The organism is Arthrobacter sp. ZBG10 (assembly GCF_001238605.1).
GTDB lineage: Bacteria > Actinomycetota > Actinomycetes > Actinomycetales > Micrococcaceae > Arthrobacter.
This window is the reverse complement of sequence record NZ_LFQH01000060.1, coordinates 32,454-46,339: the sequence shown is the minus strand read 5'-3', so window position 1 is coordinate 46,339 and position 13,886 is coordinate 32,454. Positions and strand designations below refer to the sequence as shown.

Below are 13,886 nucleotides of genomic sequence, written 5' to 3'. Positions count from 1 at the left end.
CCGGAGGCGACCCCGCGCTGGCGGTGTTACGGTTCAGCCGAAGTACTTCGGCAGGGTCGCTTCGTGGGCTTCGCGGAGTGCGTCGAGCGCCAGTTCGTCCACGCCGTTGATGGCAAGGGTTCCGCTGTCCGCGTCCACCACGCCGATCCGGGTGTGCGCGAAACCGCGGGCGGTGCACATGTCCGTGAAGCGGACTTCCTCGGAGCGGGGGACGCCCACCACGGCGCGGCCCTGGGTTTCGGAGAAGAGCGCCGTGAACAGGTCCACGCCGTCCCGGTCCATAACATCCTGCAGGGCGATGCGGGCGCCCACGCCGTAACGCAGCGAGGACTCCACCAGGGCGGCTGCGAGGCCACCTTCGGAGAGGTCGTGCGCGGAGTCGACCATGCCGTCGCGGGAGGCGTTGATCAGGATCTCGCCCAGCGCCCGTTCGGCGTCGAGGTCAACCTTGGGCGGCAGGCCGCCCAGGTGGCCGCGCATGTTGGCCCATTCCGAACCGTCCAGCTCCGCGGCCGTGGTGCCCAGCAGGTAGATGGCCTGGCCGTCTTCCCGCCAGCCCGACGGCGTGCGGCGGGCGACATCGTCGAGCTTGCCCAGCACAGCCACCACCGGTGAGGGGTGGATCGGCGTGGTGCCGGTCTGGTTGTACAGCGAAACGTTGCCGCCGGTGACCGGGATGCCCAGCACCATGCAGGCGTCGGACAGGCCGCGGATGGCTTCGGCAAGCTGCCACATCACGTCCGGGTCCTCCGGGGACCCGAAGTTCAGGCAGTCGCTGACGGCCATGGGGACGGCGCCGGAGGTGGCGACGTTGCGGTAGGCCTCGGCCAGGGCCAGCTGGGCGCCGTGGTACGGATCGAGGTAGGTGTAGCGGCCGTTGGCGTCCGTGGCCAGGGCAACGCCCAGGCCGGATTCCTCGTCCACGCGGACCACGCCTGCATCGTCCGGGAACGCCATGGCGGTGTTGCCGCCCACGTACCGGTCGTACTGGTTCGTGATCCAGGCCTTGGAACACATGTTGGGGGACGCCACCAGTTCGGTGACTGCCGCCGCAAGCTGGGCCGGGGCGGCGGGCCGCCCGGCGTCCTGCACGGACCCGGTGAACAGGTCAGCCTGGACGGCGTCCTGCCAGTCGGGACGGGCAAACGGGCGGTCGTAGACCGGGCCGTCGTGCGCCACGGTACGGGGGTCGACGTCGACAATCACCTCGCCCTCCCACGTGATGATGAGGCGGCCGCTGTCGGTCACTTCACCCAGCCAGGCGTATTCCACGGCCCACTTGTCCATCACGGCTTCGAAGGCCGCGACGTTCTCCGGGGTGACCACTGCCATCATGCGTTCCTGCGACTCTGACATCAGGATTTCGCCCGGCGTCAGTGTGGGGTCGCGGAGCAGCACCGATGTCAGCTCGACGGCCATGCCGCCATCGCCGTTGGAGGCCAGTTCCGAGGTGGCGCAGGAGATGCCGGCTGCGCCCAGGTCCTGGATGCCTTCCACGAGGGAGCCCTTGAAAAGTTCAAGGCAGCACTCGATGAGGACCTTCTCCGCGAAGGGGTCGCCTACCTGCACGGCGGGCCGCTTGGAGGGTTTGGTGTCGTCGAAGGACTCGGAGGCCAGCACCGAGGCGCCGCCAATGCCGTCGCCGCCGGTGCGTGCACCGAACAGGACCACCTTGTTGCCCTTGCCGGACGCATTGGCCAAGCGGATGTCCTCGTGGCGCATCACGCCCACGGCTAGGGCATTGACCAGCGGGTTGCCCTGGTAAACGGCGTCGAACACCATTTCGCCGCCGATGTTCGGCAGGCCCAGGGAGTTGCCGTAGCCGCCGATGCCGGCCACGGCGCCGTGCATAACGCGTGCGGTGTCCGGGTGGTCGATGGCGCCGAAGCGCAGCGGATCCATCACGGCAACGGGCCGGGCGCCCATCGAGATGATGTCGCGGACAATCCCGCCGATGCCGGTTGCGGCGCCCTGGTAGGGCTCCACGAACGACGGCGAGTTGTGCGATTCGATCTTGAAGGTCACGGCCCAGCCGTCCCCGAGGTTGGTCACGCCGGCGTTCTCGCCGATACCCACCAGCATGTCCTTCTTCATCTCCGGGGTCACCTTCTCGCCGAACTGGCGCAGGTGGTTCTTGGAGGATTTGTAGGAGCAGTGCTCGCTCCACATGACCGAGTACATGGCCAGTTCCGCGCCGGTGGGGCGGCGGCCCAGGACCTTGAGGATGTCATCGAACTCGTTCTGCTTCAGGCCCAGCTCGGCCCAGGGCAGCTCGGTGTCCGGCGACTTTTCGGCGTTAGCCACCGTGTCGATGTTGAACTTCTTGGTGGTTTCGGTGCTCACTTGTCGCCTCCCACAATCTTGGTCAAAACGGAGGTAAAGAAGCCCAGCCCGTCCGTGTCCGCGCCGCCGATGCCGTCCAGCGACTCGGGGCCGAAGCCGGTTTCCACTGCGTGCTCCGGGTGCGGCATCAGGCCCACCACGTTGCCGGCCGCGTTGGAGATGCCGGCGATGTCCCGGCGGGAGCCGTTCGGGTTGAAACCCACGTAGCGGAACACCACGCGGTTTTCGGCCTCCAGGGCGTCCAGCGTCTTTTCGTCGGCGAGGTACTGGCCGTCCTGGTTCTTCAGCGGAACGGTGATTTCCTGGCCCGCCTGGTAGTCAAGCGTCCAGGCGGTGTTGCTGTTTTCGACCCGCAGCACCTGGTCGCGGCAGAGGAACTTCAAGTGGTCGTTCTTGATCATGGAACCGGGCAGCAGGTGCGACTCGGTCAGGATCTGGAAGCCGTTGCAGATGCCCAGGACGGGGAGCTTCGCATCGGAGTTGGCGGCGTCGATGATCTTTGACATCAGCGGCGCGAACCGGGCGATCGCACCGGCGCGCAGGTAATCGCCGTAGGAGAAGCCGCCGGGAATTACGACGGCGTCCACGTCACCAAGGGCGGTGTCGGCATGCCACAGCGGGACGGCGGTTCCGCCGGCCAGCCGGACGGCGCGGGCGGCATCGCGGTCATCAAGGGTGCCGGGGAACGTGACGACGCCGATCCGGGCGCCTGCCAGGCGCGGCACCGCTGCGACGGCGACGGCTTCGCCGATGAGGGGAAGTTCAGTCATGTCAGGCCTCGACGACCTCGACGTTGACAACGTCCTCAATAACGGGGTTGGAGAGCAGCGTCGCGGCGGCATCGCGTGCCTGGGCCAGGATCTCCTCGGTCACCTCGCCGTCCACCGTCAGTTCGAACCGCTTGCCCTGGCGGACAGAGCTGAAGCTGGTGAAGCCCAGCCGGGGGAGGGCGCCTACGATTGCCTTCCCCTGCGGGTCCAGAATCTCGGGCTTGGGCATGACGTCAACAACGATCCGGGGCATCCGGCAACTCCTGTGCGTGAGCTTGGGTAAGGGCGCAGCGGAGTGATGCCGTCTCACGCCGTTCCGAAGGTGGGATCTGCCGGCAATGGACAGTGAGGACGGGCGCTCCGCGAGCTTGCGTACCTATTCTACCGGCCGCAGCGCCCCGTTCCGCATCCGGCTGCTTCCGCCGGCCGGCCCGTGACGGCCGCCTCGTTTCCGGCGCAGCGGCTGTTGGGTCTGGAGTTGTTGCAGGGCCTTCATTAGGATGGCTGGATGGCCGAGAAATCGAAGTCGCTCCTCCTGCCCGTGATGGCAGCAGCCGTGTTTGCCGGGCTGGGACGGATGGTGCTGCAGAAGGTCAAAGCGGACCGTCTGTCCCGGGACAGCAAGCTGGCTGGTCCCGTTGACGAGAAGACCCGCCAATGGATCAGCGACGTGGTGCGCACTCCGCGCTAAGGCACCTTCCGGCAATCAGGCCCCGGCCCCGCCTTCACGGCACGCTGTGGACCGGCTGGCCGCGGCCTGCCCGGCGTATGCCGGCGGCCGCTTATGCAAGCCCTGACCCCTCTCCGGCCCGCAACCGTGCCCGTGCCCGCCGCAGGAGACTACGCCCACCGGCTGTGTAAAGGCTGTGTAAATTCACGTGACACCGTATGAATCTTGCGTGTTACCTATGTCATATTTAGCTCTCAGTCTGTAGTGTGAGTTCGGCCAGCCTCGGGAAAAGGCCGACAAAATCTGTCACATCGTCAGGCTGGCTTCGTGTGCCCGGCACCGCCGGGAGCGTTCCTTTAGGAAAGGTTCAAACCACCCGTGAAATCAGCAGGCAAGAGCTTCCTTCGAAGCCCAGGGGTCCGGAGGGCGGCGGCGCTCTCCATCGGCATTCCATTACTCCTCACATCAGTAGCCGTCATGCCGGCCACCGCGGCCCCCGCCGCGGGACAGGTCCCGTCCGTCCAGCAGAAAAACGTTGACCCGAAGGACTACCAGGCGGGCCGGTACATCGTAGTGCTGGCCGAAAAACCGGCGGCCACCTACGATGGCGGCACCGACGGGCTCAGCGCAACCAAGCCCCAGACCGGCAAAAAGCTGGACGCTTCCAAGCCCGAGGTCCAGCGGTACCAGCAGCACCTGGAAACCCGGCAGAAGGAAGTGGCCAAGGACGAAAGCGTCCAGATCAAGCGCACGTTCACCGCGGCCATCAACGGGTTCACCGCCGACCTGTCCGCGGATCAGGCGCTGAACCTGGCCAAGGACCCCAAAGTCCTGATGGTGGCACCGGACACCGAAAACGCCCCTGACTACTCCACCACCGACTTCCTCCAGCTGTCCGGTCCGCAGGGCATCTGGAACACGTCATTCGGCGGTACGGAGAACGCCGGCAAGGGCGTGGTGGTCGGTGTCATCGATTCCGGCTACACGCCCTCCAACCCCTTCTTCGCGGGCGCTGACGTCAAGCCGCTCGAGGGCGCACCCGTCGTCGGGGTTCCCTACCGCAACGGCGACGGCAACATCGCCATGCTGAAGTCCGACGGCGACACGTTCGTTGGCGAGTGCCAAAAGGGTGAGGGCACCGGCGCTGACTTTGACGGCAGCGCCTGCAACTCCAAGGTCCTGAGCGCCCGCTACTTCGCTGACGACTTCAAGGCCTACGTCCCGGTCGAGGACCGCGCACCTGAAGAAGTCCTGTCGCCCGTTGACGTGGGAAGCCACGGCACCCACACCGCCAGCACTGCGGCCGGCAACGCCAATGTCCGGGCCAACCTGGGAGCCCGCGACATGGGCATCACCGGCGGCGTGGCCCCTGCCGCCAAGCTGTCCATCTACAAGGTCTGCTGGGAAGACACGGATCCCAACACGGGCGGCTGCTACAGCTCCGCTTCCGTGGCCGCCATCAACCAGGCGATCCTGGACGGCGTGGATGTATTGAACTACTCCATCTCCGGCAGCACCTCCACAACCACCGACCCGGTGGCGCTGGCGTTCCTCTCGGCAGCCTCGGCCGGCGTGTTCGTCTCTGCCTCCGCAGGCAACTCCGGCCCCACGGCCAGCACCGTGAACCACGGTGCTCCGTGGCTCACCACAGTCGCCGCAAGCTCCTTCTCCACTGAGCTGCAGGGAACCGTCGAATTCGCCGACGGCACCAAGTTCCGCGGCGCCAGCCTGATGGCCAACAACGTCCCGGCCAGCCGGCTGGTCCTGGCCGCCAACGCTGCTGCCGCAGGCGCAGCCAGCCCGGAACTGTGCGGACCCAACACCCTGGACCCCGCCAAAGCGACGGGCCGGATTGTGGTCTGCGACCGCGGGGTAGTGGACCGCGTCGCCAAGAGCTCCGAGGTCAAGCGTGCGGGTGGTGTGGGCATGATCCTGGTCAACGTCACTGCATCCTCCGAGGACGTGGACCAGCACGCAGTACCCACCGTGCACGTGAACCCGCCGGCAACCCAGCAGATCAAGGACAAGCTGGCGGCCAATCCGGAGATCACGGCGGCCCTGGTTAATAAGGACACCACCGGACTGCCGCAGGCACCCCAGCCGCAGATCGCCGGGTTCTCCTCACGCGGACCGCTGCTGGCCACCGGTTCGGATCTGCTCAAGCCTGACGTTGCCGCTCCCGGCGTCGCTGTCCTGGCTGGCGTTTCACCCATCGCCGAAGGCGGCGCCCAGTTTGGCATGATGTCCGGCACCTCAATGGCCGCCCCTCATGTGGCCGGTTTCGGTGCCCTGGTCCTGGCCAAGAACCCCACCTGGTCACCGGCCACCGTGAAGTCGGCAATGATGACCACGGCCGCTGACGTCAAGAACGCGGACGGCAGCAAAAACACTGACGTCTTCGCCACCGGCGCCGGCCAGGTCTCCGTGGCCAAGGTCCTCGATCCGGGCCTGGTGTACGACGCCAACGAAAACGACTACCTCAAGTTCATCCAGGGCACAGGCCTCGACCTGGGCATCCCGGACCTGGGGAGCACCGCTCCGCGGGACATGAACGTGGCATCCTTCGCCCTCGGCGCACTGACCGGCAAAACCGAAGTGACCCGGACCGTCACCGCCCTGACCCCGGGCCTCTACCGGGCGCAGGCCAATGTGCCGGGCGTCAAGGTGACCGTCACGCCGTCGATCCTGAACTTCAGCGCCGCCGGCGAAAAGCGGACGTTCAAGGTCAAGTTCGAAAACACCTCAGCACCCACCGGCCAGTTCGCCATGGGCAGCCTGGTGTGGCAGGGCGCCGGCAAGAACGTCGCATCCCCGGTGGCCGTCCGGCCGCAGTCGGCAGTGGCCCCGGCCAACGCCGCCTTCAGCTCGGTGGGTGGCAATGGACAGGGGAAGATCCCCGTGGTGTCCGGCACCAACGCGCCGATCAGCATGACCGTGGATGGGCTGTCCAAGGCGGACTCCACCGCCATTGAACTGGTCCCCGGCCCGCTGGCCCTGGCCAACAACCCGGCCAACGCCGTGAAGCAGGTTACTGTGGCTGCAGGGTCTCCGCTGGCCAAGTTCTCCGTATTCTCATCGGACGAGACCGCTGACTTCGACCTGCTGGTCTTCGCCCCGGACGGACGGCAGCTTGCCGCCCAGACGGTGTCCGCCAGCGAGTCGGTGTCCGTCGTCAACCCGCCGGCAGGTGTCTACACCATGTTCGCCAATCTCTATGCAAGCCCCAACGGGCAGCCCACCAAGGCTTCCCTGGACGCTGCGGTGCTGGGCGCCAACGTGGGTAACGCAACGGTGAGCCCCAACCCGCTCCGGCTGGCCAACGGTTCCGCCGGTGAGGTGACGCTGGACTGGAAGAACCTGGCACCGGGTTCCTACATCGGCCGCGTGAACTACTCCGGCGGCGCCCAGCCCACCTTCGTTTCCGTGGTGGTTACCCCGGGTGCGCCGGTTGTCGTCCCTGACGACGAGCAGACGGACCCGTCCAAGAAGGACAAAAAGGACAAGGTCAAAAAGGAGAAGAAGAAGCAGGAGCTGCCGGAGAACTCCGGCAACGCAGACCTGGGGGTGTAGGCGGCACTGACCGCTGAAATTCCCCAGCTTCGCCAGTGAACACCAACGGCGCGCCGCATTTTCCAAGCGGTGCGCCGTTGCTGTTCCCTCGAAGGCGGGGAGATTCGGCGGAGGTTAGGTGGCGGTTCCGCCCAGCAGGGGCGCCAGGGCCCGCCACCGCGCAATTTCGCAGCCGTCCGTCAGGGAGAGCTCGGTGTGGACCTGCCGGCCCCCGAACGTGCCGGTGATAACGGCCCGCTGTGGGCCGCCGTACTGCTGGGTGCAGATCCTGGGCGGTCCCGGCTTGGGAAAGAAAATACCTTCGCCGTACCGGAGCACCGCCGCGAGGGCTGCCTGCGGATCCGGGACGGTGGAGCCGTCGGCCAGCACTCCCTCGCTGGCCACCAGAGAGAAGTCATGGTGCGGGCCGTCAGGGGTGTCACTGAGGCGGATGGCCAAACGAAGCTCAAGCGGTGCGGGCATGGTCAACGTCCCTTTCCTCGACGGCCGTTGCCGTGTGGAGGGCGGCAGTCAGCCTGCTGCGGAGGACAGCTGCCTCCTGGGCGAAAGCGCGTTGCCGGGCCACATAGTCCGCTTTGCCGTCAGGTGTTTCGATCCGGATGGGCGGGTAGCCCCACTCGGCCAGGTCGTATGGGGAAGCCTTCATGTCCATGGCCCGCACCCGCCAGGACAGTTCGAAGCAGTCCATGACCAGCTCGCTGGGCAAGGCCGGCGTCAGCTTGTACGCCCATTTGTAGAGGTCCATGTTGGCGTGCAGGCAGCCGGGCTGTTCCAGCTGCCGCTGGTTTTCCCGGGTCGGTTCGAGCTCGTTGAGCGGCGTGGCATCAGGGGTGTAGAACCGGAACGCGTCAAAGTGCGTGCAGCGGATCCGGTTGTCCTCCACCACCTTGTCCGTACCTTTGGAGCCGAGCCGGAGCTGCAGGTACTCGTGGCGCAGGTCAAACCTGTCCTGGTGGTACACCATCGCCCATTCATGCAGGCCGAAGCAGCCGAACTGGGCGGGCCGGGCAGCGGTGCCCCGCAGGATGACGTCCGCGAACACCACAGCGTCCCTGCGGTCGGCCAGGAAGGCGGCCCGGTCCACGGTGACAGCGCTGGTTCCGGCGGCAATCCCCAGCCCGGCGAGTTCGCCGTCGTCAAGCGTCCGGTAATGCTTCCAGCTGCTGCGGGCAGCAGCCGGTGGGCCGAGCAGCACGGTGCCCGCGCCGGGATGCCAGCGGCGCAGCTGGCCCGGCTTCTGGGTGTAGTAAGTGAAAAGGAAGTCCTCCACGGGATGCTTCCGGCCCGCGGACCGGCGGGCAAGGTAGGGATCGGCGTAGCGGCTGACGCGGTCCTGGTGGGCGCGCTCCAGCGCCTGCCACTGGTCCGGCGCCAGGACGCTAAACTGCTCCACCGGCTGGACCCAGGATGCTGCGGGCGGTGTTCCAGGCGCCAATGGCGCAGCCGTCGTTGCGGCTGAAAGCGGTGTCAACGGGCACGCCGTCCACCACCCCGGTCACGGTGGCCTTCTGGGGGCCGCCGTTCTGCTGGGTGCAGGCCACCGCGGCCGTGGGTTTCGGCGGACTGAGCAGCGCCGCGTTGGCCTTCAACGCGGCGCAGGCGGCCTGGGCAGTGGGATGGCTGCTCTCGGCGGCCGGAACTCCCGCCCGGCACACCAGGGTGTAGTTCACGGGTTCCTGGCCCACGTCAGGAACCACGGAAATGGCAAGTTCCGCGTCGCCCTGCCCTGGGCCGGCCGACGGCGGCGGGCTGGCTTCCGGCGAGGGTGCAGGTACTGTGCTCCCGGGATCAGGCAGCGGGTCAGGGTCTGCTGAGGCTGAGGCTGAGGCTGAGGCTGAGGCGGCAGGAGCTGACGATGGGGCGACCGTGCCAGGAGCGCCGGAGCAGGACGCCAGCAGGCCCGCCGCCAGCACAAAGAGTGCCAGGTGCCACCGCGCGCTACGCATCTGCAGGTACTCCCGTCATTGTTCAATTCTAGCGGTGCGCGCCTCCGGCGAACCGGCTGTGGCGGCGATAAGGCCCATCATGGACGCGTGCAGGCCTGCCACCTCGCTGCGGGTCAGGCCCAGCCTGTCCATCATGGTGCCCGGGACCTTGAGCGCTTCGTTCCGGAGGTCCGCGCCCGCGGGCGTGAGGTCGACGGCCAGGGCACGTTCATTGCCGTCGGCGCGGCGTCGGGTGATCAGGCCGGCGGCCTCAAGCCGCCGCAGGAGCGGTGAAATGGTGGCGGGTTCCTGGGCCAGGGCGTCGCTGATGTTCCTGACCGTACGCGGACTGGCCTCCCACAGGCACAGCATCACCAGGTACTGCGGGTGGGTGAGGTTCAGTTTCTCCAGCACGGGTTTATAGGCCCCCACCACACTCCGGGCGGCAACTGTCAGCGCGAAGCACAATTGCTGTTCCAGGAGCAGGTCATCCTCAGCCGGGGCGTCGGCGCGGTTGGTCATCAGACCTCCAATTGTTAGTGCACTAATTATTAGCCTACACTGGGATCAGGTAGTCGGTGGATGAAAGGAATCCAGGTCCATGGGTAAGTCCAGCCCCGAAGGCAGGGAAAACGCCTCTCAGCGGTTCATGCGGGCCACCGGAAAGCTCCGGGCCGTGTTCGGCCCGGCAAACCGTTCGTCGCTGGGCCACGCCATGACGGAGGACAACCGGAAGCTGCTGGCCGAACGCCAGGCGGAGAGCCAGCAGTGGGAAACGCTGACCCGGCCGGACGGCAGCACCTACGTGGTACCCCGGAACCCGGACGACAAATCCCTCCGGTGACAGCCTGAGGTCCCCGCCTCCCGGCGTCTTCCGGCCGGGGGAAGCCCGGTCCTTTTCGCTGGTCCAAGCGTAAAATGGGGTCACTGGCTCGCCCATGACGGCGGCCTCGAGTCCTACCCTGCAGGGAAGGGGGTGGAAACAGTGGCACACGCACTCAAGGGGTTTATGGGCCTCACCGACAGGCTCCGGTTCGTCTTCGGTCCCGCCACCAGGCTCGACGCCGATACACCGGTGGTGCACCGGCACGACGAATTCGAGCAGGCCTCGGAAGAGGACCTGTCGCATTTTGTAGTGGAATCAGATTCAACCGGACATCACTACGCCGTCCGGCGCGAGGACACCGGCGGGACCCGCTGACTGCCCGGTTGCCGGGCCGCCAACGGGTCAAAGCCGCAGCGTCAGCGTCCGGTGCCGCCGTAAACGGTGGCTTCGCTGTCGCTGTCCAGGTCGAAGGCGTTGTGGATGACGCGCACGGCCTCATCCAGCAGGTCCGCGTGGGTCACCACGGAGATGCGGATCTCCGACGTTGAGATCATGTTGATGTTGATCCCGGCGTCGGAGAGCGCCTTGAAGAACGTCGCTGAAACGCCGGGGTGTGAGCGCATGCCGGCGCCGATCAGGGACAGCTTGCCGATCTGCTCGTTGTACTCGATGGTCTCGAAGCCGATCTGGTCGTGCGCCGCATGCAGCGCAGCCAGCGCGTCCGCGCCTTCCACGATGGGCAGCGTGAAGGAGATGTCCGTCCGGCCGGTGCCGTGGGTGGACACGTTCTGCACAATCATGTCGATGTTCGAGTGTGCGTCGGCGATGACCTGGAAGATCGCTGCGGCCTTGCCGGGAATGTCCGGGACGCCAACAACGGTGACCTTGGCTTCGGAACGGTCATGTGCAACGCCGGAGATGATTGGCTGCTCCAAGGCAACTCCCTCTTGAGTGGTGATCTTGTCTTCGGCGCTGGGAATGACCCAGGTGCCTTCGTGCTGGCTGAATGAGGATCGGACGTGCAGCGGAACGCCGAACCGGCGTGCGTACTCAACACACCGCAGATGCAGGATCTTGGCGCCTGACGCTGCCAGTTCCAGCATCTCCTCGCTGGAGATGGTGTCGATTTTCTGGGCGGAGGGAACCACGCGGGGATCGGCGGTGTAGATGCCGTCGACGTCGGTGTAGATCTCGCAGACATCGGCTTCCAGTGCTGCGGCCAAGGCCACAGCCGTGGTGTCGGAGCCGCCGCGGCCCAGGGTGGTGATTTCGTTGGTGGTGCGGCTCATGCCCTGGAAACCGGCGACGATGGCGATGTTGCCCTTGTCCAGGGCGGTCCGGATGCGGTGCGGATCGACGTCGATGATCCGGGCCTTGCCGTGGATGCCGTCGGTGATCATGCCCGCCTGCGAACCGGTGAACGACTGGGCAGAGGCGCCGAGTTTGTTGATGGCCATGGCCAGCAGCGCCATGGAGATCCGTTCGCCGGCAGAAAGGAGCATGTCCATTTCGCGGGCGGGAGCGGAATCGGTGACCTGTGAGGCGAGGTCCAGGAGCTCGTCAGTGGTGTCGCCCATCGCGGAGACCACCACCACAACCTCGTTGCCGGCGGCCTGGGCGTCCACCACGCGTTTGGCCACGCGCTTCACGCCGGCTGCGTCGGAGACTGAAGAGCCACCGAATTTCTGCACGATGAGCTGTTTGGTCACCGCACGGCCGGTGGGCAGCACCTGCTGCTCGGTTGCGTTGTGCACTTCGGTAGTGGGCGTACTCATGCGCATACCTTCACTGGATCAGTTGGAATTCTGGAGGCCTGGCAGCCTGACGCCGGCATGGCGCGACTTCCTCCGACAGTTTATCGCCGCCCGCAACGCGGCGGACAATTGTGACCGCATCCCGGCCATTGGGCCTTTCCGCGGTCACGGAAGTGCCGGATTCCGGCCCGGGCGCGAGGGCATTCCGGCGACGCAGTGCGGGGCTAGAATCGGAGCCATGCCTACGACATCCAGCATGGGACGCGGGATCATGGCCGTCCTGGCGGTCGGTGCCCGCGCCGCCAAGGGCTTTCCCGGCGGAACGGTCGCCGGCATAGCCGCGGATCTCGGCAAGGATCGAAGCCAGGTCTCCCGGAGCCTGCGCGGTGCGCAGCAGGAAGGCTTCCTGGAGCGCCGGGATCAACGATCCTACGCCTTGGACTGGTCGCTTTTCACCGACGCCCAACTGCTGACCGAACAGCGGCTGCAGACGGACGGTGCCATCGCCTTGGAAGGCCTGGCCCGGGAGACGGATGAAGGATGTTTCCTGGGAGTGCTGCATGGGGACAGCACCGTGACCATCGGCGAAAATGTTCCGGCAAGCAGCAACATGGTGGGCTCCTGGCTGGGCCGGCCGTACCCCGCCTACTGCAGCGACGCGGGCCAGGCTTTGCTGTGGGAAGCCTCGGATACCGAGGTCCGGACCGTGCTCGCCGCAGCCGACTTCGTTCGGCACGGCCCCAGCACACCCGTGGACGCCGAGGATTTCCTCAGCCGGCTGCGGGAAGCGCGGGCCCGAGGGTACGCCGTGGTCGACGAAGAAGCCGAGCCAGGCCTCTATTCACTGGCTGTTCCGATCCGGGATTTCAAGGGCGAGGTGGTGGCTGCGCTGCAGATCGTGGGGTCCAAAACACGGCTTGAGCCGCGGCGGGAGGCCTGCGCGGCGGCTCTGATTTCGTGGGGAAAGTGGCTTGAGTCTGCGCTTGGCCATGTGATGCCGGAGCGGGCCGAAGCACAATGATAAGCGCCGGGGGATGACCCGTGAGCTGGTGGATGCCCGCGCGCGCCGGGCAAGGAACGCGGTTCAGTCAGACGCCGGGCCGGCGCCGTCCAGGGTAGGGCTGCCACCGGATCCCAGCCGGTCGGCGGCCACCAGCAGGGCGCCGGCGAGGCGGCTGGTGCTGTCGTGGAGCGCGGGACCGCTGCCGAGGACGCTGAGCGAGGCAAGGATGATGCCCTCAGGATTCCGGACGGGAACTGCCAGTTCATGGATGCCGTGCTCGAATTCTTCGGCAGCCGTGACGAAGCCGCGGGGCCTGTCACGTTCCATCAGTCCCCAGACTTCGACCGGCGAATGCGCCGCACCCGGACCGCCGATGCCGATGAAGTTCACCCCGCGGAGCAGGTCCTCAACCGCTGCCTGTCCGTGGTCCCAGAGCAGTGCCCGGCCCGCTCCGGTACACCAGACGGGTGTCACCATGCCCGGCTTCACAAAGCTTCCGGGCAGCGCATCGTTGCTGGACGTCCGCAGCAGAACCACGCGGTAGCCATCACGCACGGAAATTCTGAACCTGAACCCGGACATGGCCACGAGGGCCTCCAGCTCGGTCCGGGCTCCGCGAATCCAACCGGTGTTGAGCGAGGCTGCCAGCGTGAAGAACCGCGGCCCCGTCCGGAATGGTCCTCTCTCTACGCGTTCCAGCAGCCCCAGTTCACATAGTTCCTGGGCCAGCCGGGAGACGCGGCTTGGCTCCATGTGAAGCTCCGCGGCGAGCTGGGAAACGCCCAGCAGCCGCCTGCCCCGTTTTTCCCGATCCGCCACCATGCGGACGATCCGAAGGCCTTGGGCCATGGACGAAGATTCCGAAGGTACTTCCACTGCCGGTGCTCCTTCCATCCGCTGGCCACGCCCATTCTCACATGCCGCCAGGGCGCGCCAGGACCCGCTGTGGTCCGCCCGGCCGGTATGGCATCTGCCGGTACTGGACACGGACACCACAGCGGATCACGATTGGAACAGCCAGTGGG

At 66.6% G+C, this 13,886-nt stretch carries 14 protein-coding genes; 5 read left to right on the top strand and 9 right to left on the bottom strand.

The features are described 5' to 3' along the window. Positions 1-33 precede the first annotated feature (33 nt). Genes purL through purS form a run of 3 tightly spaced genes read right to left on the bottom strand, consistent with a single transcriptional unit; the run spans position 34 to position 3,366 of the window. The gene (gene purL, locus ACU18_RS14790; protein WP_050686718.1) at positions 34-2,343 is read right to left on the bottom strand and encodes a phosphoribosylformylglycinamidine synthase subunit PurL; all 2,310 of its coding nucleotides are present in this window, start codon (positions 2,341-2,343) and stop codon (positions 34-36) included. Beyond that, entirely contained in the window at positions 2,340-3,113 is a 774-nt protein-coding gene (gene purQ, locus ACU18_RS14785; RefSeq protein ID WP_050686717.1) for a phosphoribosylformylglycinamidine synthase subunit PurQ, read from the bottom strand. The genes purL and purQ overlap by 4 nt, the downstream gene beginning before the upstream one ends. 1 nt (position 3,114) lies before the next feature. Beyond that, positions 3,115-3,366 carry a phosphoribosylformylglycinamidine synthase subunit PurS gene (gene purS, locus ACU18_RS14780; RefSeq protein ID WP_050686715.1) on the bottom strand — a complete coding sequence of 84 codons (252 nt, stop codon included), beginning with the start codon at positions 3,364-3,366 and terminating at the stop codon, positions 3,115-3,117. Positions 3,367-3,621: 255 nt separating this feature from the next. Between purS and ACU18_RS14775 the strand changes: the two genes are divergently transcribed. Next, positions 3,622-3,804 carry a hypothetical protein gene (locus ACU18_RS14775; RefSeq protein ID WP_050686714.1) on the top strand — a complete coding sequence of 61 codons (183 nt, stop codon included), beginning with the start codon at positions 3,622-3,624 and terminating at the stop codon, positions 3,802-3,804. Between the two features lie 357 nt (positions 3,805-4,161). After that, positions 4,162-7,353: a S8 family serine peptidase gene (locus ACU18_RS14770; RefSeq protein ID WP_432245543.1), complete on the top strand. Its 3,192-nt coding sequence runs from the start codon at positions 4,162-4,164 to the stop codon at positions 7,351-7,353. Positions 7,354-7,467: 114 nt separating this feature from the next. On the opposite strand, the gene ACU18_RS14765 is transcribed toward ACU18_RS14770, so the two are convergent. The 4 genes from ACU18_RS14765 to ACU18_RS14750 are packed head-to-tail and all read right to left on the bottom strand — an operon-like array spanning position 7,468 to position 9,800. Beyond that, positions 7,468-7,815, bottom strand: a complete 348-nt coding sequence (locus tag ACU18_RS14765; protein WP_050686711.1) for a hypothetical protein — start codon at positions 7,813-7,815, stop codon at positions 7,468-7,470. Continuing rightward, the gene (locus tag ACU18_RS14760; protein ID WP_050686710.1) at positions 7,799-8,746 is read right to left on the bottom strand and encodes a hypothetical protein; all 948 of its coding nucleotides are present in this window, start codon (positions 8,744-8,746) and stop codon (positions 7,799-7,801) included. Before ACU18_RS14760 ends, ACU18_RS14765 begins: the two co-directional genes overlap by 17 nt. Next, positions 8,733-9,299, bottom strand: coding sequence for a serine protease inhibitor (locus ACU18_RS14755; RefSeq protein WP_050686708.1), 567 nt, complete (start codon positions 9,297-9,299; stop codon positions 8,733-8,735). The genes ACU18_RS14760 and ACU18_RS14755 overlap by 14 nt, the downstream gene beginning before the upstream one ends. A gap of 15 nt (positions 9,300-9,314) precedes the next feature. Further along, positions 9,315-9,800, bottom strand: coding sequence for a MarR family winged helix-turn-helix transcriptional regulator (locus ACU18_RS14750; protein ID WP_050686707.1), 486 nt, complete (start codon positions 9,798-9,800; stop codon positions 9,315-9,317). A gap of 79 nt (positions 9,801-9,879) precedes the next feature. On the opposite strand from ACU18_RS14750, the gene ACU18_RS14745 reads away from it, so the two are divergent. Both ACU18_RS14745 and ACU18_RS14740 read left to right on the top strand, forming a co-directional pair. After that, positions 9,880-10,122, top strand: a complete 243-nt coding sequence (locus ACU18_RS14745; protein WP_050686706.1) for a hypothetical protein — start codon at positions 9,880-9,882, stop codon at positions 10,120-10,122. A gap of 141 nt (positions 10,123-10,263) precedes the next feature. Continuing rightward, the gene (locus tag ACU18_RS14740) at positions 10,264-10,479 is read left to right on the top strand and encodes a hypothetical protein (RefSeq protein WP_050686730.1); all 216 of its coding nucleotides are present in this window, start codon (positions 10,264-10,266) and stop codon (positions 10,477-10,479) included. A gap of 41 nt (positions 10,480-10,520) precedes the next feature. Here ACU18_RS14740 and ACU18_RS14735 read toward each other — a convergent pair whose 3' ends face one another. Beyond that, positions 10,521-11,879 carry an aspartate kinase gene (locus ACU18_RS14735; protein ID WP_050686704.1) on the bottom strand — a complete coding sequence of 453 codons (1,359 nt, stop codon included), beginning with the start codon at positions 11,877-11,879 and terminating at the stop codon, positions 10,521-10,523. Between the two features lie 217 nt (positions 11,880-12,096). Here ACU18_RS14735 and ACU18_RS14730 point away from each other — a divergent pair, with 217 nt between their 5' ends. Then, positions 12,097-12,879 carry an IclR family transcriptional regulator gene (locus tag ACU18_RS14730; protein WP_050686703.1) on the top strand — a complete coding sequence of 261 codons (783 nt, stop codon included), beginning with the start codon at positions 12,097-12,099 and terminating at the stop codon, positions 12,877-12,879. 63 nt (positions 12,880-12,942) lie between these two features. On the opposite strand, the gene ACU18_RS14725 is transcribed toward ACU18_RS14730, so the two are convergent. Beyond that, complete coding sequence (locus ACU18_RS14725) at positions 12,943-13,710, bottom strand: IclR family transcriptional regulator (protein WP_442853715.1); 768 nt, start codon at positions 13,708-13,710, stop codon at positions 12,943-12,945. Between the last annotated feature and the right edge of the window lie 176 nt (positions 13,711-13,886).

What these genes read in the sequence shown, in the direction of transcription:
- purQ (WP_050686717.1), bottom strand. Translation starts at nt 3,113, where the DNA reads ATGACTGAACTTCCCCTCATCGGCGAAGCCGTCGCCGTCGCAGCGGTG.
- purS (WP_050686715.1), bottom strand. Translation starts at nt 3,366, where the DNA reads ATGCCCCGGATCGTTGTTGACGTCATGCCCAAGCCCGAGATTCTGGAC.
- ACU18_RS14775 (WP_050686714.1), top strand. Translation starts at nt 3,622, where the DNA reads ATGGCCGAGAAATCGAAGTCGCTCCTCCTGCCCGTGATGGCAGCAGCC.
- ACU18_RS14765 (WP_050686711.1), bottom strand. Translation starts at nt 7,815, where the DNA reads ATGCCCGCACCGCTTGAGCTTCGTTTGGCCATCCGCCTCAGTGACACC.
- ACU18_RS14755 (WP_050686708.1), bottom strand. Translation starts at nt 9,299, where the DNA reads ATGCGTAGCGCGCGGTGGCACCTGGCACTCTTTGTGCTGGCGGCGGGC.
- ACU18_RS14750 (WP_050686707.1), bottom strand. Translation starts at nt 9,800, where the DNA reads ATGACCAACCGCGCCGACGCCCCGGCTGAGGATGACCTGCTCCTGGAA.
- ACU18_RS14745 (WP_050686706.1), top strand. Translation starts at nt 9,880, where the DNA reads ATGGGTAAGTCCAGCCCCGAAGGCAGGGAAAACGCCTCTCAGCGGTTC.
- ACU18_RS14735 (WP_050686704.1), bottom strand. Translation starts at nt 11,879, where the DNA reads ATGAGTACGCCCACTACCGAAGTGCACAACGCAACCGAGCAGCAGGTG.
- ACU18_RS14730 (WP_050686703.1), top strand. Translation starts at nt 12,097, where the DNA reads ATGCCTACGACATCCAGCATGGGACGCGGGATCATGGCCGTCCTGGCG.
- ACU18_RS14725 (WP_442853715.1), bottom strand. Translation starts at nt 13,710, where the DNA reads ATGGCCCAAGGCCTTCGGATCGTCCGCATGGTGGCGGATCGGGAAAAA.